The following is a 21,150-nucleotide window of genomic DNA, read 5'->3' on the forward strand; positions in this document are numbered from 1 at the left end:
TAGTTAACTTATGTCAAACATTGTTATCAATCCCGGAAAAATGACCCTGGCCGAGATGCGCAAAGCCTATCAGCGGCCGGTCAAGCTGGCGCTGGACAGCGCCACTCATGGCGCAATTCAGGCCTCTGTGGACTGTGTGAACCGTATGGTGGCAGAGGATCGCACCGTGTACGGCATCAACACCGGTTTTGGCCTGCTGGCCAACACCCGCATTCAGCCCGAGGATCTGGAAACCCTGCAGCGCTCTCTGGTGCTGTCCCATGCCACCGGCCTGGGGGAACTGGTCAGCGATGATCTGGTGCGGTTGATCATGGTGCTCAAGATCAACGGCCTGGCCCGGGGCTTTTCCGGCATCCGGCTGGAAGTGCTGGAGGCGCTGATGGCGCTGGTTAATCACGAGGTTTATCCCTGCATTCCCGGTAAGGGCTCGGTGGGAGCATCCGGCGATCTGGCACCTCTGGCGCACATGAGCTGTGTGCTGCTGGGCGAAGGCCATGCCCGCTACCAGGGCGATATCATCAGTGCCGGTCAGGCGCTGGAGATCGCCGGCCTCAAGCCCATGGGGTTGGCACCCAAGGAAGGCCTGGCGCTGCTTAACGGCACTCAGGTGTCCACCGCTTTTGCCCTGCGCGGCCTGTTCGAGGCGGAAGACTTGTTCGCCAGTGCCATTGCTGTGGGCGGCCTGACGGTTGAAGCCACCCTGAGTTCCCGCCGTCCGTTCGACCCGCGCATTCATGCCGTGCGTGGCCAGCAGGGGCAGATCGACTCCGCCGCAGCTTACCGCCATGTGCTGGGCGAGGCGAGCGAGCTCAGCCGCTCTCACGTTAATTGTGCCAAGGTGCAGGATCCGTACTCCCTGCGCTGTCAGCCCCAGGTGATGGGTGCCTGCCTGACGCAACTGCGTCAGGCCGCGGAAGTGCTGCTGATTGAAGGCAATGCCGTGTCCGACAACCCCTTGGTGTTTGCCGACGACAACGACGTTATCTCCGGTGGTAATTTCCATGCCGAGCCGGTGGCCATGGCTGCCGACAACCTGGCGCTGGCCATTGCCGAAATCGGCTCTTTGAGTGAGCGCCGGGTGTCGCTGATGATGGATACACATATGTCGGGACTGCCTCCCTTCCTGGTGGAAAATGGCGGCGTTAATTCCGGCTTTATGATTGCCCAGGTCACGGCGGCGGCACTGGCGTCCGACAACAAGGCACTGGCACATCCGCACTCGGTGGACTCACTGCCCACGTCCGCCAATCAGGAAGACCATGTGTCCATGGCTCCCAACGGTGGTCGCCGGCTGTGGGACATGGCGGAGAACACCCGCGGCGTGCTGGCTATCGAATGGCTGGCGGCCTGTCAGGGGCTGGATTTCCGCGGTGGCATGAAGACCACCGAGTCGCTGGAGCAGGCGCGCCAGACCCTGCGTGAGCGAGTGAGCTATTACGACAAGGACCGTTTCTTTGGCCCGGATATCGAGCAGGCTAACGCCTTGCTCAAGGATAACGTGCTTAGTCACCTGGTACCGCCGGGGCTACTGCCCAGCCACTGATATAGTGAGTTATCTGTTTAAAAAAGCTGCTTCGGCAGCTTTTTTTATGGGGGGATGAATTGCTGATCAGGACCATGACTCTCAGTTGTTAAAAAGTTAAAAATTAAATTGAAATAACATTACAAATAAAAAACAATACGCAAAAAGTTAACCGTTATCATTTGGGTTTGTTGTATGTCTTTTTCAGGGAAAGTGAAGCCGACCGGGCTTCGTCGTCGTCCGCTCAGTATTTTTATCACCATGGCACTGATGCCCCCCATGCCAGTGGCGGCGCAGGAGATGGCCAGTACTCAGCTGAACCAGATCGTGGTGGAAGGAGACTGGCTGGGGACACCCGATAAGAAAGCCGTAAAAACCTATACCGGTGCCCGTAATGTGGTCGACAGCGAACAGCTGCATGAGCGCGGGGCCCTGAACCTGGAAGACGCCCTTCGCCAGGTGCCGGGGGTTCAGGTGCTGGATGAAACCGGCACCGGCATTCTGCCCAATATCGGGGTACGTGGTCTGAACCCGCTGCGTAGTGAACGAGTGCAACTGCTGGTGGATGGTTATCCGGTGGCCATTGGCCCCTACACCAATGTGGGCGTATCGTTGTTCCCGGTAACCCTGCCCAGTCTGGAGGCGGTGGATGTGGTGCGTGGCGGAGCCGCCGTGCACTATGGGCCCAATAATGTGGGCGGCGTACTCAATCTGATCACCAAACCCATTCCCAATACGTTTGAACAAACCCTGCGCGAGCGGTTATTGATCGCCGAGGGGAGTGGCCATGTGCTTACCGATACCTATTATCGTGCCGGTGGTTTCGTCACCGATAATCTGGGTCTGCAGTTTCAGGCCAACCTGCAAAAGGGCAACGGCTTTCGGGATCATTCCGATACCGAGGTGCAGAACTACATTCTCGATGTCGACTATTTCGCCGACGACATTAACGAGTTCAAGGCCCAGCTGCAGTATTACGATGTGACCGCCGATTTACCCGGTGCCCTGAGCCCGGCGGCTTATGAGGATAACCGTAACCGGTCTCAGCGTCCTTACGATAGCTATGATGCCGATATGTGGCGGGCTAACCTGACCTGGATTCATACGCCTGATGACTCGCTGGAATTTCAGTGGCGCAACTTCGCTCACCGGGCGGATCGGACCTTCTTTTTTGGTCAGGATCTGACATCCGGCGGTAACTGGGCCAATCCCGAGGCGGCAGCCAGCCATGTCGCCGACTCACCCCGTACTTTTCATGTTTACGGTACCGAGCCGCGAGTAACCAAACAGCTGGGTAACCATACACTGATGCTGGGAGGACGTTATGTGCGGGAAGAAGTGGAGTTCGACGTTAACCGTCTGACCCTGGCCGATGGCAGCTACAACGATACAGTGCGGGACTGGGACTTCACCACCAATGCCTATGCTGCCTATATCAGCGATACCATCAGTCTTCTGGATGAGCGGCTGACCCTGACCCCGGGGATCCGTTACGAAGCGGTGCGGACCGATTACCGGGATGAGAACTCCGGTGCACTCAGCGACAACCATGCTTCCGAATGGCTACCTGGCCTGACCGTGGGCCTGCAAGCTACCGATGAGGTGTTCCTGTTTGCCAATGCCCAGCGTTCACTGGTGCCGGTGCAGACCGCCCAGGTGATCCGCGAAGGCTCGGTAGCTAACGAAACCGCCTGGAACTACGAGCTGGGGGCCCGCTGGCAGCCCTACAGTAACCTGGAAGCAACGGCCACTGTGTTCCGCATCGATTATCAGGATCAAATTCAGTACAACAAGGCACAAAACCGGTACGAGAACCTGGGCGAAACCCGTCAGCAGGGTCTTGAGCTGGAAGGCCGCTGGTCCCCCATGACCGGGCTGGAACTGGGCCTGGGTTATACCTTCCTCGACAGTGAGCAACTGAGCGGAGACAACATCGGCAAAGAACTGCCTAATGCGCCTCGCCATCAGGCCAGCGCCGATGCTGTCTACCGCACCGGTCTGTGGAGCGCCAGTGCGACGGCGCTTTATGCCGGCAACAGTTTCAGTGATGCTGCCAATACCGTTAATGAGGACGGCATGGGCAGCGTTGGTGAACTGCCGTCTTACACCCTGGTCAATACTCGACTGGGCCGGGATTTCCCCTTGGATAACGGCATGATCCTGAATGTGGGTGTGGGCGTAAACAACCTGCTGGATGACGAGGCGTATTTCCGCGGTGTTGATGTCAGCCCGGTGGGGCGGGTGCCGATGCCGGGCCGTACTTATGTACTGGAAGGACAACTCAATTTCTAAGGCGGAGCATGCAGGACGCACAGTGCACCGTTATGGGACTGACTTCTCAGTCCCTGTTTTTTTATCCAGTATGACCATACTGGAGCCACCTCTTTTTCAGCGCCGCGGAAGGTAGTTGAGGAAGGTAGTTGATGGCGAATGTCAAAACGCATATTCAGGTGGCCATTGGCCTGCCCGCTGCCGGTATGATGTGGGCGGGAGAAGTGCGCTATCCACTCGCACCGGCTTGTGGAGCGCCGGTGCGACGGCGTTTTATGCCGGCAACACTGTTAATGCAACCGGCTGCGAAGGTTCTGTAGGTTACTTTTTGTCAGAGCGGAGCACCAGCTCCACACGGCGATTCAGCTGCTGGCCTGCTTCGTTGGCATTGCTGGCAACAGGGCTGTACTCGCCATTACCATGGGCTGCTAACTGGCTGGCGGCGATCTGGTATTGCTCGGTGAGCTGTTTTATCACTGCCGCCGCGCGGCGCTGTGACAGGCTCTGGTTATAGCGGTTGTCGCCCTTATCGTCGGTGTGGCCGACCACGTAAAAATCCAGCTTCGGGTGCTGCTTAAGATAGCTTGCCAGCACTTCCAGTACGGGCTTGGACTCTGGCAGCATCTGGTCACTGTCGTAATCGAATAGCAAGCCTTCCAGGGTAGCCTTGCCGGATTGGGTAATGGCCTTGGTGAGGGCATTGAGGTCAATGACAACCCTGTCGTCTTTCAGTGCCGAGAGCTCCATCACTCGCACAGTGGTGTCTGCTGGCGTGCCATCGTAGCGGCCCTGGGCATAGATATCGAAATATACATCACCGCCAGGGCGGCTCAGTTTAAATAGCTGATAGTCCTGCCATTCATCGGTATTATCATCCTGATGTAACCCCATGGACTTTATCAGTTCGGCATCGTCACCACAGGCTTTACCCTCGCAATGGAATACGGACTCAGCGGCCAGCTTGTTGGCAGCGGCGGCGTAGTTACTGCTGATTTCAAACAGCGAGTATTCTTCTGGCATCTGATAACGTATCTCGGTGAGTTTGGCATCGAGTGGCTGGGTCTGATAACCGGCTGCAGACATGCCGACGATCACAGGGACTTGGGTAAAATTGGTTTGCTTGTAGCGACTGATGAAACTGCCGGGCATGCGGCCAAGCAGCGGATGATCTGCCGAGTCCTGACTATCTTCACTGCGTCTGTCTTTTATCTCCACCTCTTGTGGAGCCTGCAGTAAAAACGCCGGGTTTGCCTCAATCAGACCCAGTGGCTCGGGAATACTCTCAAGGGTAACAAGCTGTACCTTGGTATAACGGTCCTCTCGGTGAAAGGCATAGATGACGCTGTAAACATCCCCGCTGGAACCAGTTAGCTTTGCCGCCACATATGCGCCGGGATAACTGGTATCTACGGTTATCCTAGGTGCCAACTGGTCCCTTAGGGCATAAGGATCACCGCAGGCTTCCTGCTGGCATTGAAACACTATCTCAGCATTTAGTTTGTTAAGTTGTGCCAGATAGTTATTGATAACCAGCTCCAACGTATAGCTGTCTGGAAGCTCGAAACTGTGTTGGGTCAGTTTGCCTGACACCGGCAAAACGGAGAGCTTGTCTTCATCAACGGCGGTAATGAGTTCGAATGGCGTAAAATGAATGTGTTTTTCTGCGGGGTATTTGGCATCCGGGAAGGTGCTGAAAAGCGTACTGGCAGAGGCACTGAAGGCAGTAACAGCCAAAAATACTGCACTCAATAAAGTATTTTGTCCCATAAAAAACCTTTTCAGCGGGCTGAATCTTACTTTAGCGTATTAATTAAGAGAGCAGGATGATACTACAAAATAATCAAGATGATAGCCTAAGTTTATGTTTAATCTAAATATTTATCATGATAAATATATGGGTATACGAACTTGCACCAGCGTACACTTGGAGAGAGTTTTGACTTACTAGCTGAGTTAAAGCAACTTTACCATTGCGAATGGACGGTTTTTAAGCAAAACATTATCATACACGGATGAACAGCATATCAGTCGCGTGTTTTTCAGATTAAACACAAAAGCCAGAGCCCTGCGTCTCTTCGACCTCTAAAGACTATATTGCGATAGTAAATCACCTCGATACTCAAATCGAAGTCGAATTGCTGAGGGCAAAAAGGCAGTAACTGACGCCGCCAAGGCTGGTGGCTTGAATGCTTACAGCGAGACTGTTTCAAAGGCCAGTACGCGTAAGTAACCAGCACAAGTAAGGTTAAAGGCCATTGTTATAAATGGCCTATTCCTGTTTCTGGATAAATAACTTAGTTCTTCAGAGGTTTGTAATATGTCATTTCGCTTGATGCCATCGTTCTCAAAATCAGCTTGCACCCGCGTCGCACTGGGTATGTTTCTTTTGGGAGCTACCTTCACTTTAATGGCAGAGGAAAAATCCGGCTATGACTTGTTATTGGAAATGACCCCTAAGCCTCATGAGATTGAATTGGCGCGCAAAGGTGTGGCGGAAGCCAATATCGATAAGCCTTGGGAAAGGGCTTGCCCCTATCGAGAGCTAACAGGCACTGCTGAAGCTGAGGACGAGTATTTCTTTCGCTGCCAACGTTGGGACGACTGTGTGTCTGCGGGCGCTTCGGCCAGCATCTACAGCGAAGCGTTCTTCCAGAATCATCAACGACAACCCGAAGATCAGATGTCCTGGGAGTCTTACAGGGATGGCAGTATATTTCTCCTCGAGCCATCCGATTTCGAGAGGGTCACCGGTCACTTGAGACAGTATGCCCTGAAATCTGCAGAGGAAAATTGGCGCTTGTTTGAGGGGCGGGATGCTGCCGAGGCAAGTGACTTGGTTGAGAAGAAATTCTGGCAATGGTGCTCTGCCGAACCTTTGACTTTGTGGGAGGCTGAATATCAGTAACAGGCGAATCCACGCCTCAACAACAAATTTAATTTGAATAACGGCGAGAATTCAAACATCGCCGTCGGCTATTCCATGCATTCGATATCGGAAGAGTTAACAGCGTGCACTACTTGAAGGACAGAAAACACGGTCAAGAGTTGAGCCATTCTGCCACTACCTGTTTGTACAGAGCCGCTGCGAAAGCTAATTTAAGTCGATTCCTTCACCGGCAGGGCTGCAGCGGGTTAACCATGAAGCGACGCTGGCGTCAGGGCTCAGTTTATATGATGAAGCCATCAAGCTTAACGACCCGGATGCTCAGGCCAGCCCTTTGGTCAACGCATACAACTTTACCAGGTTCAGGCTGGACGCACAGTGTTGCGTTATGGGCTGCCTCGGCAGCCCCTGTTTTTTTATCCAGTATGACCATGCTAGACTCGCCTCTTTTTCAGCGCCGCAGAAGGTAGTTGAGGAAGGTAGTTGATGGCGAATTTCAGAACGCATATTCAGGTGGCCAGTGGTGCCAGCGGCCTGCTCGCTGCCGGTATGGTGTGGGCGGGAGAAGCAAGTTTAAGCCAGGCCTGTGTGTTATGGCTGGCAGGCAGCCTGGGGGGCATATTGCCGGACATGGATTCGGACTCGTCCCGTTCGCTGGATATTGTGTTCCGTTTGTTCGGTGCCCTGGCGGCGATGCTGGTGCTGTTGTTTGGCCAGCAACATCTGACACTGGTGGATACACTGGTGCTGGGGGCGGTGGGCTACGGGCTGGTGCGCTATCCGCTGTGCTGGGCGTTTGCCCACTTCACCGTGCATCGTGCCAGCCTGCATTCTATTCTCGCCAATCTGGTATTCGGGCTGCTGGCGGTGGTGCTGGGCGATCGTCTGCTGGGGCTGGATACAGACATGGCCTGGTTTACTGGCCTGTTTGTGTTTTTGGGGGCTTGTATTCATCTGCTACTGGATGAGCTGTACAGCATTGACCTGGAAGGACGACGTATTAAAAGGTCATTTGGCACCGCGCTTAAGGTGATTGAGTGGCCGGCTCCCCTGCCTAATCTGCTGTTGCTGCTTTTGCTGGCGGGAGGGTGGTGGCTGGCACCGGCCAGCCCGGACTGGAATGGGCTGCTGGCGCGGCTATTGCCGGTTTCCCACATCTGGTAAACTGGAGGCGCTGACTGCTCCGCCCCTTTTATAACTCCAAAACAATACCGGGCGTGTGTGCAGCGATGCTTCAATATTTCCACACACAGGACATAAGTGATGAGTCTCGCAGACAAGGTTTTGGCCGTTAACAACGACCTTCCCATTCGAACCCGTCAACCGGTACACAGCGGTAAGGTGCGTTCCGTTTACTGGCTGACTGAAGAAGACAGCCGTCGGCTGATCCGGGAGAAAGGCTATAAGGTGGCTTCCGATGCCCCCCTGGCGATCATGGTGATCAGCGATCGTATCTCTGCTTTTGACTGTATCTGGCATGGCGAAGAGGGCCTGAATGGCGTACCAGGTAAGGGTGCTGCCCTGAACGCTATTTCCAATCACTGGTTCCGCTTGTTCCAGGAGCAGGGGTTGGCCGACAGTCATATCCTTGATATTCCTCATCCTTTTGTGTGGATCGTGCAAAAGGCTACACCGGTAAAAATTGAGGCCATCTGCCGTCAATACATTACCGGCTCCATGTGGCGCAGCTACGAAAAGGGCGAGCGGGAGTTTTGCGGTATTCGTCTGCCCGAGGGGCTGAACAAGGATCAAAAGCTGCCCGAATTGCTGATGACGCCATCCACCAAGGGGATTCTGCGTGGTATTCCCGGGGTGCCGGAAGCGGACGATGTCAATATTACCCGTGGCAACATCGAAGACAACTTCGCCGCCTTTAATTTTAAAAGCCGGGACGACATTGCCCTGTATGAGCGTTTACTGAAGGAAGGCTTTGACGTCATCAGTAACGAGTTGGCGAAAATCGATCAGGTATTTGTGGATACCAAGTTTGAGTTTGGCTACGTCACTGATGACCAGGGCAATGAAAAACTGATCTACATGGATGAGGTAGGAACCCCCGACTCATCTCGGATCTGGGATGGTCCGGCATACCGGGAAGGGCGCATTGTGGAAAACTCGAAAGAGGACTTCCGGCAGTTGCTGCTCAGACATTTTCCCGATCCGGACATTCTGCTTAACAAGGAGCGGATGCCGGAGCGTGAAGCGCTGGCCCGTGATAACGCCCTGCCGGTGGAGGTTCTGATGAAAATCTCCAGTACCTACGTGGGCATTGCCGAAAAGATCACCGGCCAGAAGCTGGTACTGTCCGATAATCCCAAGGCCGATATTATCGCCATTCTGCGCGACGACTACGGCCTGGTGGATTAATTACCAGCTTTTGCCGTTTGCAGTGCCGTGCAGCCTTGTGGGAGCATGGGCACTGCCGCTTTGGCACATTGTAATTTCTTCCATGAGAGCTCGCTGCGCCATTCCTGCGCAGCGAGCCGGCGAAGTGTAACTCTACTGCTGTTATTTATTCCGCTGCCTTTATTCAAAAACGCGGCGCGTCAAAGTCTTCCGGTTCATCGCTGTAGATGCAGACATTGTGCTCGGCTACCAGCCCTTCGGTACTGACGCAATGAGCCTCAAAAAATGCCTGAATGCCACTGCGCTGGCAGTGTGCCTCAAAACTCGCCATATCGGCCCAGATCTCGTTAAATACCAGAGGAAAGCTATTGCCGCCGGCAAAGGGGCTGTCGATATGACGGGTTACCCGGTACTGAATGCAGCCGTCTTCGCGCAGGGTATCGGCCTCAAGAGCCTGTAACACCCGAAACAGTTCGCGTTCCTTGCCCGGCTTGGGTTTAAAAGAAGCAATGCAATAAACTCGGCTCGACATCATTTTTCCTTATTATCAAAACAAAAACGCCACCAGAATTGGTGGCGTCGCAACAAACGGCAGGCAAGGCTCAGCGGGTGCCAAACACGACGATGGTCTTGCCGTGGGCAGTAATCAGGTTCTGCTCTTCCAGCATCTTCAGGATACGCCCCACGGTTTCCCGGGAACAGCCTACAATCTGACCGATTTCCTGACGGGTGATCTTGATTTGCATACCGTCGGGATGGGTCATGGCATCGGGCTGGCGCGCCAGGCTCAGCAGTGTTTCAGCAATGCGACCGGTCACATCGAGGAAGGCCAGATCGCCGACCTTCTGGCTGGTGGTCTGCAGGCGGCTGGCCATTTGGGCAGACAGTCGGATCAGAATCTCCGGGTTCACCTGGATCAGCTGACGGAATTTTTTATAGGAAATTTCTGCTACTTCACAGGGGGACTTGGCCCGTACCCAGGCGGTGCGCACCGGGTTGTCGGTATCCTCAAACAGACCCAGCTCGCCGATAAAGTCACCTTGATTAAGGTAAGACAGGATCATTTCCTTTCCGTCTTCATCCTTGATCAGTACGGCAACTGAGCCCTTGACGATATAGTAGAGGGTCTCGGCCTTTTCGCCTGCATGGATCAGGGAGCTTTTGGCCGGGTACTTGTGAATATGGCAATGTGACAAAAACCATTCCAGGGTCGGGTCACTTTGGGGCTTGCCGATAACCATGAATATTCCTCTTGAGACTAGCTGGGCTGCAAGGGCCCGGCCTTATACCTAATTGCATGGGTGAGCGGCTAGCATAAAAGGCTTGGCGGTCTTCATCAAGAGCCACACCGGTTTTTACGGCCAGAGCAATGGGGTATTATACCTGTTTTAATAAGGAGGTGTTATGAAAGCCAAGGTCAGCTGGTTGCAGGGCATGTGTTTTGAAGGCGAATCAGAATCCGGTCACAAAATTGTGCTGGATGGCACCAACCCCGGTCAGGGAGCCAGCCCCATGGAACATGTGCTTCTGGGTGCCGGTGGCTGCAGCGCCATTGATGTGGTTTCTATTCTGGAGAAAAGCCGTCAGACCGTGACCGGTTGCGAAGTGGAGCTTCAGGCCGAGCGGGCCGAGAATCCGCCCAGAGTGTTTACCGCCATTCATCTGAACTTTGTGGTAACCGGTGAAAACCTGCCGGAAAAACAGGTGGCACGGGCGGTTGATTTGTCCATGCAGAAATATTGTTCAGTGATGAAAATGCTGGAAAAAGCGGTGAAGGTCTCGTCGTCTTACGAAATCCGTGAGCGTTGAGCCGGTGCTCTGACAGGGTTTGCCCACGCTCGTGCCGGATATCTCCCGGCATGTTGACGTGCGGCAAACCATAAACCGGCTTAGCGTATTTTTCCGGTTTCCAGCAGTTGCTCCAGCATGGGCCGTAAAATCAGCTCCATGGCAAACCCCATTTTTCCGCCGGGTACCACTATGGTATTGCGCCGAGACATAAAAGAGCCGTCAATCATCGCCAGCAGATAAGGGAAATCCACATTCCTGATGCCACGGAAACGAATGACCACCATGCTTTCATCCAGGCTGGGGATGACCTTGGCACTGAACGGGTTGGAAGTATCCACCGTCGGCACCCGCTGAAAGTTGATATGAGTGCGGGAAAACTGCGGGGTAATAAAGTTGATGTAATCTTCCATCGAACGGACGATGGAATCGGTGACTGCCTCTCGTGAGTGGCCGCGCTCGGCGGTGTCACGGATGAGCTTCTGAATCCACTCCAGGTTTACGATGGGAACCATGCCCACCAGTAAATCCACATGCTGCGCGACATTTTGTTCACCGGTGACCACTCCACCGTGCAGCCCTTCATAAAACAGCAGGCTGGTATCATCGGGCAATTTCTGCCAGGGAGTGAAGGTTCCCGGCATCTGATTAAAGGGCACGGCTTCATCAAAGGTGTGCAGGTAGCGTCGGAACTGGCCGGTACCTGTGTTGCCATATTCCTTGAAAAACTGTTCGAGCAACTCGAAATCGTTGGCTTCCGGGCCAAAGTAGCTGATATGCCGTCCCTGTTCCCGGGCCCGGCGAATGGCCACGTCCATTTCCGGGCGGGTATAGCGGTGGAAGCTGTCGCCTTCCAGCATGGCAGCTTGCACACCCAGCTGGGCAAACATGGACTGGAACACCTCGGTAGAGGTCGATGTGCCGGCACCCGAAGAGCCGGTCACCGCTATAATGGGGTGCTTGGCAGACATGGAAAACCCTTAAAATTGATGAAACCGAGAGTGTTTATACGCAGTGCTCAGGGCTAAGGTCAAGGTCTGTGAGCCAAACGCTCTGCGGGTACTATGTTTACGGTTTCGTGCAGCTCGCTGTAGACAATGACGGCTTCACCTCGTTCAAGTTGTTGTTTTACCTCGAATACTTTTTGCTCAAGAGAGACTTCATGGTCGCCGTACTCGGTGCCTTCCTGCAGTACAAAATGTTCGATTAAATTATTAAGCGTATCTTCGGGCAAATCGCGAAAAGGAATAATCATTCAGTTTCCTGAGTTAACGGTAAATATTGCTGTAGCCAGGCCGGAACCCGTTGTTCCAGCCAGTAACGGGGACGCCAGGGGGGGCCTTGCATAAACCCCACATGGCCGCCGTGGCGACTGAGTTCATAGCTGATGGCCGGTGGCAGTGCATCGGCTTCGGGGATCACCGCATCGGTCATAAAAGGATCATCGGCGGCGTGCAGTATCAGGGTGGGGGTCACGATATCTGGCAGCCTCGGCAGGCCAGAACAGCGGCGGTAATACTCATCGGCATCGGTAAAGCCGTGCAGCGGAGCCGTCAGGCAATGGTCGAACTCCCGCAGGCTGTGAATGGCATATATATCGTTGCGGATGCCGGCGGCGGGGTGGCGGGCCAGCTTCCGTTGCCAGTTTTGTTTCATGCGGTTCAGCAGGTAGCGCTGATAAATGCGTGAGGTGCCGCGGTTAATGCGATCGGCACAGGCGGCCAGCTGCAGGGGAGCCGATATCACAATGGCGGTGCTCAGCGGGTTATTGCGGTAACGAGCCAGGTAATTCACCAGCATATTTCCCCCCAGGGAATAACCAATGGCTGCCATAGGGCGATCCGGAAAGCGCTGCCGCAGGGTGTTGATTAAAAAGGCTGGATCTTCCGTTTCCCCGGAGTGGTAGGCCCGCAACAGGCGATTGGGTTCGCCGCTGCAACCGCGAAAATGCATCAGTACCGGCTGCCAGCCTGTGCTATGCAATACTGCCATCATGCCCTGTACATAATGAGACTGCACACTGCCTTCAAGGCCATGAAACAATACCACCAGCGGCCTGCTCTCATCCTGCAAAGGGGTCGCCCAGGACAGATCCACAAAATCACCATCAGGCAATTCCAGACGCTCATTCCGGTATGGTTGCCGGGTGCGGTGCAGATAACGGGCCAGAATGGTTTGCAGGTGCGCATGTCGAGCCCACCAGGATGGCTGAAACCGGCTTGGATGGATCATGATGTCCTGTATAAGATTAAAATGCTGATAAAAGAGCGGCCTTCTATAAACCTAAAATACTGGGCCCTGACGGGAAAATCGAGTAAAACAATGCCCTCAACCGGCATATCTTACTGACTGACAATAACATGATGGACATTACTCTGCTGGGCCCGGTGACGGGCTTTGCACTGGCGGCCTGTGGCACACCCGGCCCCAACAATATGCTGCTGGCCAGCGCCGGCACCCGCAGTGGGTACCGGAGCTCATTGAAGTTGTTGCTGGGTATTATGCTGGGGCTGCAGCTGTTGCTGTTACTGACTGCGCTGGGCTTGGGCCGGCTGTTTGAAATGTGGCCGGTGCTGCAATGGGGATTGAAAATTGCTGGCAGTGGTTATTTGTTGTGGCTGGCCTGGCGTATCGCCACTGCACCGCCTCCGGGTGATGATGAACGTAGTATGCGCTGGCATCAGGGAGCATTGTTCCAGTTTCTCAACCCGAAATCCTGGCTGATGGCTGTTTCCGCCATCAGCGGTTTTACCCTGAGCGGAGAGCAGTACTGGCCCTCGGCCTGGGGGGTGCTGGGGGTATTTTTAATATGTGGTATGGTCACCGGCCATCTGTGGACACTGATAGGCATGCGCGTTCGCCGCTGGCTGCATACCGATACCCACTGGCAGCGCTTTAATGCCGTAATGGGGGTGCTGACTGCGGCCTGTGTTGTGATGATCTGGTATTGATTTGTGGTTAACCGTTAGAGTTTGGGCGTAAAGGGTGTAAAATCTGGCCGTTTTTTTGTCTTCGACCCAAGGCTTTCATGGTTTCTGACACAGATTTATTTAAAGAGATTCGCCCTTACCGCGATGATGAGGTGGCCGGTGCCATTGCCCGGCTGATTGCAGACGACGAATTTATCGGCGCGATTGCCCGTTATCGCTATGCTGGCTTGTCCCGGATGGGAGGCAGTCTGGTTAAAGGGCTGATCCGCCTTTATCTGACCTGGCGCTGGCGTCGTGTAACCAGTGTGCATCAGGTGCAGCTGGAAGTAGCCCGCTTTATGGAAAAGATGATTTCCGGCACGACCTCGGGCGTCACCTACTCCGGGCTGGAGCACCTGAATCCTGATACCGGCTATTTGTTTATCTCTAATCACAGAGATATCGCCATGGATCCGGCTTTTGTTAACTGGGGTCTCTATACCCACCAGTTGCATACGGTGCGAATAGCCATCGGTGATAACCTGCTTCGCAAACCCTGTGCCACTGAGCTGATGAAGCTCAACAAGAGTTTTATCGTCAAGCGCTCCGCCAAGGGGCCCCGGGAGATGATGAAGGCCTTCAGTGAGCTGTCGGCCTATCTGCGTCATTCCCTTGATGAACAACACTCAATCTGGATCGCTCAAAAGGAAGGCCGGGCCAAAGACGGTGACGACAAGACAGATCCGGCCATTCTTAAAATGTTCTACATGGAAGGCAAGCGGCAGAAGATTCCCTTCAGCGACTATATTCGCAGCCTGAATCTGGTGCCGGTGTCTATTTCTTATGAATATGATCCCGGTGATGTAGCCAAGGCCCGGGAACTGCACGCCAAAGACACTGCCGGTGCCTACGAAAAAAGTGAGTTCGAAGATATTCAGAGCATTGTGCAAGGCATTACCGGCCAGAAGGGCCGGGTGCACGTGGCTTTTGGCCAGCCGATGACCGGTGACTTCGATAATGCCGACGAACTGGCGCAGGCGGTGGATCGGGAAATACACGCCAATTACCATCTGTTTCCCAGTAATTTGTTGGCGGCAGGGCAGGTTGAGGGAGTAGATGACAACGCCCGCCGGGAGTTTGAACATCATATCAGCCAGGTACCTGACGAACTGCGTGACCGCGTACTGGCCATGTATGCTCAGCCGGTGCTGAACAAGGGCTGAACCCTGAATCCCCGGCTGATTACCGCCAGTCGCCTGAGCGGGTTACGGGTGTTTGCCGTGGCAGCCCGCCACAGCAGTTATTCTGCTGCTGCTGCCGAGCTGTGTGTGACCCAGGCAGCAGTCAGCCAGCAGATCCGTAATCTGGAAACCTCCCTTGGCTGTCGCCTGTTTGTGCGCCGGGGGACCGGCATGGTGCTGACCCATGAGGGCCGCGAGCTGCTGCCCTTTGTGGAGCAGGGGCTGGCTCAGCTGGAACGCGGCTTGAGCCAGCTTACTCAGCCCGATGCCGGTCCGCTGCAACTCAGTGTACTTCCCTCCCTGGCGGCGCGCTGGCTTATGCCAAGGCTGTGGCGTTTTGCCGAAAGTCATCCTCATATTGAGCTTCGTGTGCACCCCAGCCAGCAACTGGCCGATTTTGCCGGTGGAGAGGTGGATCTTGCCATCCGCTATGGTGAAGGAAGTTATGCGGGGCTGCACAGCGAGCTGTTGATGAGCGACACCGCCTTTCCGGTGTGCGCGCCGGCGCTGGTGTCCCGGCTGCAGCTGGTGGAGGATTTGATCAGTCTGCCGCTGGTGTCTGGCCCCGAGTATGCCGGGGTCAGCTGGGCCAACTGGCTGGCCCTGAGTGGTCATGAGCGCATACTGTCACAATGCCGTCAGCTGACGGTGGATGACGGTAACCTGGGGCTGGAAATGGTGCTGGCGGGGCAGGGTGTCGCGCTCAGTCGCTCGGTGCTGGTGGCGGATTTGCTGCGTCAGGAGCGGCTGTGCCGGCCTTTTGCCACCGAACTCGTACCTCACCATCGTTACTATCTGGTGTGGAGGCCCGACTCTTCACGCCTTGATGACATTGCCGCTCTACGTGATTGGCTCAAGGAGGAAGCACTGCAAGGCCGGGAATAAGGATTGGGGATGAGGGACTGGAACAGGTGGCCGCTTGTTGAGTCTGAGTCCTCGAAGCAGCAGTGCCGCTGCACTCCGCCGACACGCATCGAGCCCGTCCATGGGGCGCTCGGCACATGCCTTCCCTGGCATGTGACGGTCGGCTCCGGCAATCCCCACTGCTGCTTCTGGGAACATCGGCGTCGTCTGCAAGCCCCAGTCAGCTCCAAGTGTCCTAGGGAGGGCAAAGGGTGTCTGCTTCGCCGTGCCCTCTGCGCTAGGGGGCGCAGCAGTGCGCTTTGCCCGATGGTAGTGCACTGCTTTGCAAGCGATTAGTTTATTTCAGCCATTCCAGGGTAAAGCCGGCCTGTTCGTCCTGGGCCAGGGTCTGGCTCAGGGAAGGCAGCAGCCCGGCGAGCTTTTCATCCAGTTTCCAGGGCGGGTTCAGCACTACCATGCCGGAGCCGTGCATGCCGAAATCGTCGGCCTGGGCCTGTACCCTGAGCTCGGCGCACAGCACCTGCTCAAAGCCCAGTCCGGCCAGGGCCGCTTTCAGCCCTTCGCTGCGATCCACGGCTTTGGCCAGTAGCGGATACCAGACGGAGTAAATGCCGATGGGCCAGCGTTTGTATGCCTTTTGCAGGGTTGTTGCCACCCGCTGGTAGTCTTCTTTCAGTTCATAGGGCGGGTCAATCAGCACCAGACCGCGCTTGGGCGTGGGCGGTAGCAGGCCCACCAGACCTTCAAAACCATCGCGATGGTGAATGGCCACCCCATCACCGGCGAGGTTCTGGCGCAGCAGCTCCACTTCGTTGTGGTGCAGTTCCATCAGGTTGACTCTGTCCTGCTGGCGCTGAAAATGTGCCGCCACCAGGGGGGAACCCGGATAGTGCTCCAGCCCGTCACCCGGGTTCATGGCCTTGATCGCTGCAAAATAGCCGGCCAGTTGTGGCCACTCTTCCTGTTCGTGCCACAACCGGGCAATACCGCCCTGGTATTCCGCCTTCTTCTGGGTCCACTCATGGCTGAGGGTATAACCGCCGGCGCCGGAGTGGGTATCGATATAGCTGTAGCCCTTGTCCTTGGCGCACAGTGATTCAAGAATAAAGGCCTGCACTGCGTGCTTGAGCACATCGGCGTGATTGCCGGCGTGAAAGGCATGACGATAACTAAGCATGATGGTGTCTCTTAACCGGCAAGTTTGAGTTGCCACAGGTGAGCGTCGGTCACCTGTAGCAGATTGAGGTAGGTGAGCAGAGCGCCGCTGCCGGGTTCGGGTGTATGACTGGCCAGCACCGCGAGCAGCTCTTGCTGTTGCCAGCGTTCCAGCTCCAGCTCGTGTTGCAGCAGCTGAGCATAGTCGTCAGCATCTAGCCCGGGCTTGAGTCGCCGGCGCAGGGCGCGCCAGTGCTGAAACAGTCCGCGCCGGCGTTCAAGCACTGGCAGAAAGGGCGTAATGTCGAGCGTCAGCCCTTGCTCTTCCAGCAGCAGCAGCAGCAGCAGCAGGTTGACGTTGGCACCGTGCTCGTCCTGCAGGCTCAGGCAGGCGGCAGCGACCCCGGGACGGCCATAATGCTGTTCGCTGAACTGCCACAGGGTATCGGTGGTGATCATGACTGTTCCAGTGTCTCCAGTTGTTCCTGCAGATCCAGCCATTCCAGCTCGCTCTCGGTCAGTTGTTGCTGCAGTGGGCTCTGATCTTTCAGCAACTGTTGCAGCCGGGCCTTGTGCTCGGCCGCATAAATATCCGGATCTGCCAGCTGGGTTTCAATGTCCGCCAACTGCTGCTGGCAGCGCTCCATCTGGCTTTCCAGTTTGGTGATGGCCTTGCGCAGCGGTTGGGTCTGCTGGCGCAGTTCGGCCTGGCGGCGTTTTTCCGCCTTGCGCGCCTGGGCCGAGTTGTCGCCGGCGGGGGTATTGTCGGCGGGCTGCTCGGCCTTGTCCTGCTCGGTCAGCCACTGGTGATAGTCATCAAGGTCGCCGTCAAAGGACTGCACCCGGCCACTGTCCACCAGATAGAACTCGTCGGTGGTGGCGCGCAGCAGATGGCGGTCGTGGGACACGATCACCATGGCACCTTCAAAGGCCTGCAGCGCCAGGGTCAGAGCCTCGCGCATGTCCAGATCCAGGTGGTTGGTGGGTTCGTCCAGCAGCAGCAGGTTGGGCTTCTGGTAGACGATCAGCGCCAGCACCAGCCGGGCCTTTTCTCCCCCGGAGAATGGGCCGACAGGCTCCTTTACCTTGTCGCCGTGAAAATCGAAGCCACCCAGGTAGTCGCGCAGGCTTTGCTCGGTGGCTCGTGGGTCGAGCCGGGCCAGATGGGTGAGCGCCGATTCCTGCGGGTGCAGGCTTTCCAGCTGGTGCTGGGCAAAGTACCCCAGGGCCACGCCCTTACTCGCTTCCAGCTTGCCGGAAAGTGGTGTCAGCTCGCCCGCCAGCAGTTTGATAAAGGTGGACTTGCCGGCACCGTTGCGGCCCAGCAGACCGATACGTGAGCCGGGCACCAGGTTGAGTTTGATGTTCGACAGAATTTCTTTGTCGCCATAGCCGGCGGCCAGTTTTTCCATGGCGATCAGCGGCACCGGCAGGCTGGCCGGCGGACGGAAACTGAAGTTGAACGGTGAGTCGACGTGAGCGGGCAAGATGCGCTCCATCTTCTCCATGGCTTTGAGCCGGCTCTGGGCCTGCTTGGCCTTGCTGGCCTTGTAGCGAAAGCGGTCCACATAGCTTTGCATGTGGCTCAGCGCCCGCTGCTGCTTTTCATAAAGCGATTGCTGCAGCGCCAGCTGCTCGGCGCGCATGCGCTCGAAATCGGAGTAGTTGCCGGTGTATTCGTTGAGCTGGCTGTTTTCGATATGAATGATGCGACCGACCACGGCGTCGAGAAAATCCCGGTCATGGGAGATCAGAATCAGGGTGCCATCGTAGCTTTTCAGCCAGCGTTCCAGCCAGATCACCGCATCCAGATCCAGGTGGTTGGTGGGCTCATCAAGCAGCAGCAGGTCGGAGCGGCAGATCAGTGCCTGGGCCAGGTTGAGGCGCATGCGCCAGCCCCCGGAAAAATCGCTCACCGGGCGGGCATGGGCCTCGTTGGCGAAGCCCAGGCCGTGCAGCAGGGCAGCGGCGCGGGCGTGAATGTAGTAACCGCCGTGGGTTTCGAGCCGGCCGTGCAGCTCGGCGATGGCAATACCGTCGTGGCGGGCTTCGGCCGCTTCAAGCTCCCGGCACAACCGGCGGTACTCCCGATCACCGTCAATCACGTAGTCGAGGGCGGAGCAGTCCAGCGCCGGCGTTTCCTGGGCTACGCTGGCCAGTTGCCAGTCGGCAGGCAGGCCAAACTGGCCGCTGTCGATGGTGAGCTCACCTTTGAGCAGGGAAAACAGGGTGGACTTGCCACAGCCGTTCTTGCCTACCAGACCGACCTTCTGGCCGCCGTGAATGGTAGCGCTGGCGTCTTTCAGCAGGGGGCGGCCGCCCCGAAGCAATTCAATCTGGCTGAGGGTGATCATAGAAACCCGGAAAAATGCAAAAGGCGTATTTTAGCCGGTTTTGCCCCCGGTATGACAGGGGCTTCCCAGCCAGTGACGGCAATCCTGTTCAAATTGAGGAAAGGAAGCAAAGCCATGCTCCCTGGCCAGCTGGTCGGGGTCTGCACTTTTGGACAGATCCCGTAGCATATGTAGCAGAGCGAGCTGACGCTGCCAGCTTGCCAGATCACAACCGAACTGCCGGCGAAAAACCTGCTGTTGCTCTTGGTTGAGGTTGAAGCCGGCGGGCGCCTTGCTCACCTGAGAGAGCAGGGGAGACATGGCTTCGAAAGGCAACAGTTGCTGTGCCGGCAGCTCGTCATACAAAGCCCGGCACAGGCGGCCATAGGCTCCTTGCCAGTGCTTTTCGCCTTGCCAGGCGGCCAGTTTACCGGCAATGGCCGCCAGTAGTCCGCTGGGCTGACAACGGCCGGGTTGCGCCGGCTGATCCAGCCGGCAGGAAAGTTCAATCCGGCTGACGTGACTGTCCGCCAGAGCGTGCCAGGCAAACAGGGTGTCGGCGGGCAAAAAGGCCGCCTCCCCGGTGGTCAGCGGAAAATACTGCCGGCCCAGCTGCAGCAGGCCTGAGCCCCGGTGTACCAGCAGCAACACTCCTTTAAGGTGTCGGCGGCGCTTGCCGGGCGTTAAGTGAGGCAGATCGAAAAGCTGGTAATGAATGCTGTAATGGGCGCTTGCGGTCATTGTGATTGGTTCGTTTTTGGCGGAGAATTTTCAATATGATGAATAGTACAGGATCTCCTGTTGTGGAAACCCGTCGCAGAAAGCGGTTTATTGCCGGTGCCGTCTGTCCGCAGTGTCAGTCGGCAGATACCATGATGCTGTATATGGAGCATGGTGTCGAGAAAGTCGAGTGTGTGAACTGTGGTCACCACCAAAGTCAGGCGGAAGCCAAAACAGAATCTGCCGCTGGTGGTGATATTATCGGCATATTCCGGCCCGAGTAATACAAATCCCTGCATATTGTCGGCTTTATCGGCGTTTGCCGTCTGCAGGGCTTGGTTGTGACCTGCCTTTCAGGCTAGACTGGCTTTGGCAGAGAGCAAGTCTCATTCCCTGTGTTCCCTTGAATTCTGCCGTTGGTGGCCCTTCGGGGCCGCTGTCAATTCAGGCCTTCATTTCATCCGGCCGGCCCATCATGTATTCTATTCCTTACCATTTATATGCAGGGCTCATTCCTATGAAAGTATCCGATAATGCAGTGGTGACACTGGACTTTACCGTCAGCAACGCCGATGGCGAGATTCTGGACACCACCGAAAACAAGCAGCCGCTGCAATACCTGCACGGTACCGGTTATCTGGTGGCTGGCCTTGAAAACCAGCTGGCCGGCAAGGTAGTAGGCGAAGATTTTGATGTTACCCTGACCCCGGATCAGGCTTATGGTGATTACGACGAGGCGCTGGTGCAGTCTGTTCCCGGCGAGCTGTTTGACGGCATGGAAGTGTCGGAAGGTGACACCTTTGTGGCGGAGACCGATGACGGTCAGCGTCCGGTGACCATTCTGGAAGTAGCCGAGGAATACGTAAAGGTAGACGGCAATCACCCGCTGGCAGGCATGACCCTGTGCTTCAAGGGCGTAGTGCGCGAAGTGCGCGAAGCCACCGAAGAAGAATTGGCCCATGGCCATGTTCATGGCGAACATGATCATGGCCATGAGCATGACCACGACGGCGGTTGCTGTGGCCACCACCACTAAGCGTGACACAAACAGAAAAAAAGGCGCTTCGGCGCCTTTTTGCGTTTTATCTGTCAGCGCTGCGTGACATTTAAGCGCGGG

General features: G+C 56.0%; 22 protein-coding genes. 12 read left to right on the forward strand and 10 right to left on the reverse strand.

The genetic code is table 11. The annotated features are described in order from the left end of the window. Positions 1 to 10 precede the first annotated feature (10 nt). The 3 genes from hutH to B6S09_RS18480 all read left to right on the forward strand — a co-directional run bounded on the left by hutH (position 11) and on the right by B6S09_RS18480 (position 4,113). Entirely contained in the window at positions 11 to 1,543 is a 1,533-nt protein-coding gene (gene hutH, locus B6S09_RS14260) for a histidine ammonia-lyase (RefSeq protein ID WP_094279166.1), read from the forward strand. A 174-nt stretch (positions 1,544 to 1,717) separates the two neighbouring features. After that, entirely contained in the window at positions 1,718 to 3,814 is a 2,097-nt protein-coding gene (locus B6S09_RS14265) for a TonB-dependent receptor family protein (protein ID WP_243832877.1), read from the forward strand. A 131-nt stretch (positions 3,815 to 3,945) separates the two neighbouring features. Then, entirely contained in the window at positions 3,946 to 4,113 is a 168-nt protein-coding gene (locus tag B6S09_RS18480) for a hypothetical protein (RefSeq protein WP_166670349.1), read from the forward strand. 1 nt (position 4,114) lies between these two features. Here the strand turns inward: B6S09_RS18480 and B6S09_RS14270 are convergent, their stop codons facing one another. Further along, positions 4,115 to 5,560, reverse strand: coding sequence for an OmpA family protein (locus tag B6S09_RS14270; RefSeq protein ID WP_094279168.1), 1,446 nt, complete (start codon positions 5,558 to 5,560; stop codon positions 4,115 to 4,117). A 550-nt stretch (positions 5,561 to 6,110) separates the two neighbouring features. Between B6S09_RS14270 and B6S09_RS18545 the strand changes: the two genes are divergently transcribed. The 3 genes from B6S09_RS18545 (at position 6,111) to B6S09_RS14285 (ending at position 9,044) form a co-directional block, all read left to right on the forward strand. Beyond that, entirely contained in the window at positions 6,111 to 6,698 is a 588-nt protein-coding gene (locus tag B6S09_RS18545) for a hypothetical protein (RefSeq protein WP_208321787.1), read from the forward strand. A 465-nt stretch (positions 6,699 to 7,163) separates the two neighbouring features. Further along, entirely contained in the window at positions 7,164 to 7,841 is a 678-nt protein-coding gene (locus tag B6S09_RS14280; RefSeq protein ID WP_094279169.1) for a metal-dependent hydrolase, read from the forward strand. A 99-nt stretch (positions 7,842 to 7,940) separates the two neighbouring features. Further along, positions 7,941 to 9,044: a phosphoribosylaminoimidazolesuccinocarboxamide synthase gene (locus B6S09_RS14285; RefSeq protein WP_094279170.1), complete on the forward strand. Its 1,104-nt coding sequence runs from the start codon at positions 7,941 to 7,943 to the stop codon at positions 9,042 to 9,044. Between the two features lie 163 nt (positions 9,045 to 9,207). Here B6S09_RS14285 and B6S09_RS14290 read toward each other — a convergent pair whose 3' ends face one another. Next, the gene (locus tag B6S09_RS14290) at positions 9,208 to 9,555 is read right to left on the reverse strand and encodes a putative quinol monooxygenase (protein WP_094279171.1); all 348 of its coding nucleotides are present in this window, start codon (positions 9,553 to 9,555) and stop codon (positions 9,208 to 9,210) included. Between the two features lie 70 nt (positions 9,556 to 9,625). Beyond that, complete coding sequence (gene crp / locus B6S09_RS14295; protein WP_094279172.1) at positions 9,626 to 10,264, reverse strand: cAMP-activated global transcriptional regulator CRP; 639 nt, start codon at positions 10,262 to 10,264, stop codon at positions 9,626 to 9,628. Positions 10,265 to 10,427: 163 nt separating this feature from the next. Between crp and B6S09_RS14300 the strand changes: the two genes are divergently transcribed. Continuing rightward, positions 10,428 to 10,832: an OsmC family protein gene (locus tag B6S09_RS14300; protein ID WP_094279173.1), complete on the forward strand. Its 405-nt coding sequence runs from the start codon at positions 10,428 to 10,430 to the stop codon at positions 10,830 to 10,832. A gap of 80 nt (positions 10,833 to 10,912) precedes the next feature. Here the strand turns inward: B6S09_RS14300 and B6S09_RS14305 are convergent, their stop codons facing one another. From B6S09_RS14305 to B6S09_RS14315, 3 genes are read right to left on the reverse strand one after another with little or no spacing between them, the layout of a single operon-like run. Then, on the reverse strand, positions 10,913 to 11,782 hold the full coding sequence (locus tag B6S09_RS14305; protein ID WP_094279174.1) for a phosphoribulokinase: 870 nt from the start codon (positions 11,780 to 11,782) through the stop codon (positions 10,913 to 10,915). Positions 11,783 to 11,841: 59 nt separating this feature from the next. Next, a complete protein-coding gene (locus B6S09_RS14310) occupies positions 11,842 to 12,066 on the reverse strand; it encodes a YheU family protein (RefSeq protein ID WP_094279175.1) in 225 nt (74 codons plus the stop codon). Then, the gene (locus tag B6S09_RS14315) at positions 12,063 to 13,043 is read right to left on the reverse strand and encodes a hydrolase (RefSeq protein WP_094279176.1); all 981 of its coding nucleotides are present in this window, start codon (positions 13,041 to 13,043) and stop codon (positions 12,063 to 12,065) included. The genes B6S09_RS14310 and B6S09_RS14315 overlap by 4 nt, the downstream gene beginning before the upstream one ends. A 131-nt stretch (positions 13,044 to 13,174) precedes the next feature. Here B6S09_RS14315 and B6S09_RS14320 point away from each other — a divergent pair, with 131 nt between their 5' ends. The 3 genes from B6S09_RS14320 to B6S09_RS14330 all read left to right on the forward strand — a co-directional run bounded on the left by B6S09_RS14320 (position 13,175) and on the right by B6S09_RS14330 (position 15,846). After that, positions 13,175 to 13,762, forward strand: a complete 588-nt coding sequence (locus B6S09_RS14320) for a LysE family translocator (RefSeq protein ID WP_094279235.1) — start codon at positions 13,175 to 13,177, stop codon at positions 13,760 to 13,762. A 77-nt stretch (positions 13,763 to 13,839) separates the two neighbouring features. Further along, entirely contained in the window at positions 13,840 to 14,943 is a 1,104-nt protein-coding gene (locus B6S09_RS14325; protein ID WP_094279177.1) for a 1-acyl-sn-glycerol-3-phosphate acyltransferase, read from the forward strand. A gap of 48 nt (positions 14,944 to 14,991) precedes the next feature. Further along, entirely contained in the window at positions 14,992 to 15,846 is an 855-nt protein-coding gene (locus B6S09_RS14330) for a LysR substrate-binding domain-containing protein (RefSeq protein WP_279586677.1), read from the forward strand. 316 nt (positions 15,847 to 16,162) lie between these two features. On the opposite strand, the gene B6S09_RS14335 is transcribed toward B6S09_RS14330, so the two are convergent. The 4 genes from B6S09_RS14335 to B6S09_RS14350 are packed head-to-tail and all read right to left on the reverse strand — an operon-like array spanning position 16,163 to position 20,054. Continuing rightward, positions 16,163 to 17,002: a 23S rRNA (adenine(2030)-N(6))-methyltransferase RlmJ gene (locus B6S09_RS14335; protein ID WP_094279179.1), complete on the reverse strand. Its 840-nt coding sequence runs from the start codon at positions 17,000 to 17,002 to the stop codon at positions 16,163 to 16,165. Positions 17,003 to 17,013: 11 nt separating this feature from the next. Beyond that, complete coding sequence (locus tag B6S09_RS14340) at positions 17,014 to 17,439, reverse strand: TIGR02444 family protein (protein ID WP_094279180.1); 426 nt, start codon at positions 17,437 to 17,439, stop codon at positions 17,014 to 17,016. Further along, positions 17,436 to 19,334, reverse strand: a complete 1,899-nt coding sequence (locus B6S09_RS14345; protein ID WP_094279181.1) for an ABC transporter ATP-binding protein — start codon at positions 19,332 to 19,334, stop codon at positions 17,436 to 17,438. Before B6S09_RS14345 ends, B6S09_RS14340 begins: the two co-directional genes overlap by 4 nt. A 30-nt stretch (positions 19,335 to 19,364) precedes the next feature. Next, positions 19,365 to 20,054, reverse strand: a complete 690-nt coding sequence (locus B6S09_RS14350; protein ID WP_094279182.1) for an AraC family ligand binding domain-containing protein — start codon at positions 20,052 to 20,054, stop codon at positions 19,365 to 19,367. A gap of 62 nt (positions 20,055 to 20,116) precedes the next feature. On the opposite strand from B6S09_RS14350, the gene B6S09_RS14355 reads away from it, so the two are divergent. Then, positions 20,117 to 20,317 (forward strand): YheV family putative zinc ribbon protein, encoded by a 201-nt coding sequence (locus tag B6S09_RS14355; protein WP_094279183.1) that lies wholly within the window; start codon positions 20,117 to 20,119, stop codon positions 20,315 to 20,317. Positions 20,318 to 20,550: 233 nt separating this feature from the next. Further along, complete coding sequence (slyD, locus tag B6S09_RS14360) at positions 20,551 to 21,069, forward strand: peptidylprolyl isomerase (protein WP_094279184.1); 519 nt, start codon at positions 20,551 to 20,553, stop codon at positions 21,067 to 21,069. Positions 21,070 to 21,150 lie beyond the last annotated feature (81 nt).

The sequence above is a fragment of the Oceanimonas baumannii genome, assembly GCF_002245495.1.
Taxonomy (GTDB): domain Bacteria; phylum Pseudomonadota; class Gammaproteobacteria; order Enterobacterales; family Aeromonadaceae; genus Oceanimonas; species Oceanimonas baumannii.

Excerpts from the sequence above, each read along its gene's own strand:
- hutH (WP_094279166.1), top strand. The coding sequence starts at position 11 with ATGTCAAACATTGTTATCAATCCCGGAAAAATGACCCTGGCCGAGATG.
- B6S09_RS14265 (WP_243832877.1), top strand. The coding sequence starts at position 1,718 with ATGTCTTTTTCAGGGAAAGTGAAGCCGACCGGGCTTCGTCGTCGTCCG.
- B6S09_RS18480 (WP_166670349.1), top strand. The coding sequence starts at position 3,946 with ATGGCGAATGTCAAAACGCATATTCAGGTGGCCATTGGCCTGCCCGCT.
- B6S09_RS14270 (WP_094279168.1), bottom strand. The coding sequence starts at position 5,560 with ATGGGACAAAATACTTTATTGAGTGCAGTATTTTTGGCTGTTACTGCC.
- B6S09_RS18545 (WP_208321787.1), top strand. The coding sequence starts at position 6,111 with ATGTCATTTCGCTTGATGCCATCGTTCTCAAAATCAGCTTGCACCCGC.
- B6S09_RS14280 (WP_094279169.1), top strand. The coding sequence starts at position 7,164 with ATGGCGAATTTCAGAACGCATATTCAGGTGGCCAGTGGTGCCAGCGGC.
- B6S09_RS14285 (WP_094279170.1), top strand. The coding sequence starts at position 7,941 with ATGAGTCTCGCAGACAAGGTTTTGGCCGTTAACAACGACCTTCCCATT.
- B6S09_RS14290 (WP_094279171.1), bottom strand. The coding sequence starts at position 9,555 with ATGTCGAGCCGAGTTTATTGCATTGCTTCTTTTAAACCCAAGCCGGGC.
- crp (WP_094279172.1), bottom strand. The coding sequence starts at position 10,264 with ATGGTTATCGGCAAGCCCCAAAGTGACCCGACCCTGGAATGGTTTTTG.
- B6S09_RS14300 (WP_094279173.1), top strand. The coding sequence starts at position 10,428 with ATGAAAGCCAAGGTCAGCTGGTTGCAGGGCATGTGTTTTGAAGGCGAA.
- B6S09_RS14305 (WP_094279174.1), bottom strand. The coding sequence starts at position 11,782 with ATGTCTGCCAAGCACCCCATTATAGCGGTGACCGGCTCTTCGGGTGCC.
- B6S09_RS14310 (WP_094279175.1), bottom strand. The coding sequence starts at position 12,066 with ATGATTATTCCTTTTCGCGATTTGCCCGAAGATACGCTTAATAATTTA.
- B6S09_RS14315 (WP_094279176.1), bottom strand. The coding sequence starts at position 13,043 with ATGATCCATCCAAGCCGGTTTCAGCCATCCTGGTGGGCTCGACATGCG.
- B6S09_RS14320 (WP_094279235.1), top strand. The coding sequence starts at position 13,175 with ATGGACATTACTCTGCTGGGCCCGGTGACGGGCTTTGCACTGGCGGCC.
- B6S09_RS14325 (WP_094279177.1), top strand. The coding sequence starts at position 13,840 with ATGGTTTCTGACACAGATTTATTTAAAGAGATTCGCCCTTACCGCGAT.
- B6S09_RS14335 (WP_094279179.1), bottom strand. The coding sequence starts at position 17,002 with ATGCTTAGTTATCGTCATGCCTTTCACGCCGGCAATCACGCCGATGTG.
- B6S09_RS14340 (WP_094279180.1), bottom strand. The coding sequence starts at position 17,439 with ATGATCACCACCGATACCCTGTGGCAGTTCAGCGAACAGCATTATGGC.
- B6S09_RS14345 (WP_094279181.1), bottom strand. The coding sequence starts at position 19,334 with ATGATCACCCTCAGCCAGATTGAATTGCTTCGGGGCGGCCGCCCCCTG.
- B6S09_RS14350 (WP_094279182.1), bottom strand. The coding sequence starts at position 20,054 with ATGACCGCAAGCGCCCATTACAGCATTCATTACCAGCTTTTCGATCTG.
- slyD (WP_094279184.1), top strand. The coding sequence starts at position 20,551 with ATGAAAGTATCCGATAATGCAGTGGTGACACTGGACTTTACCGTCAGC.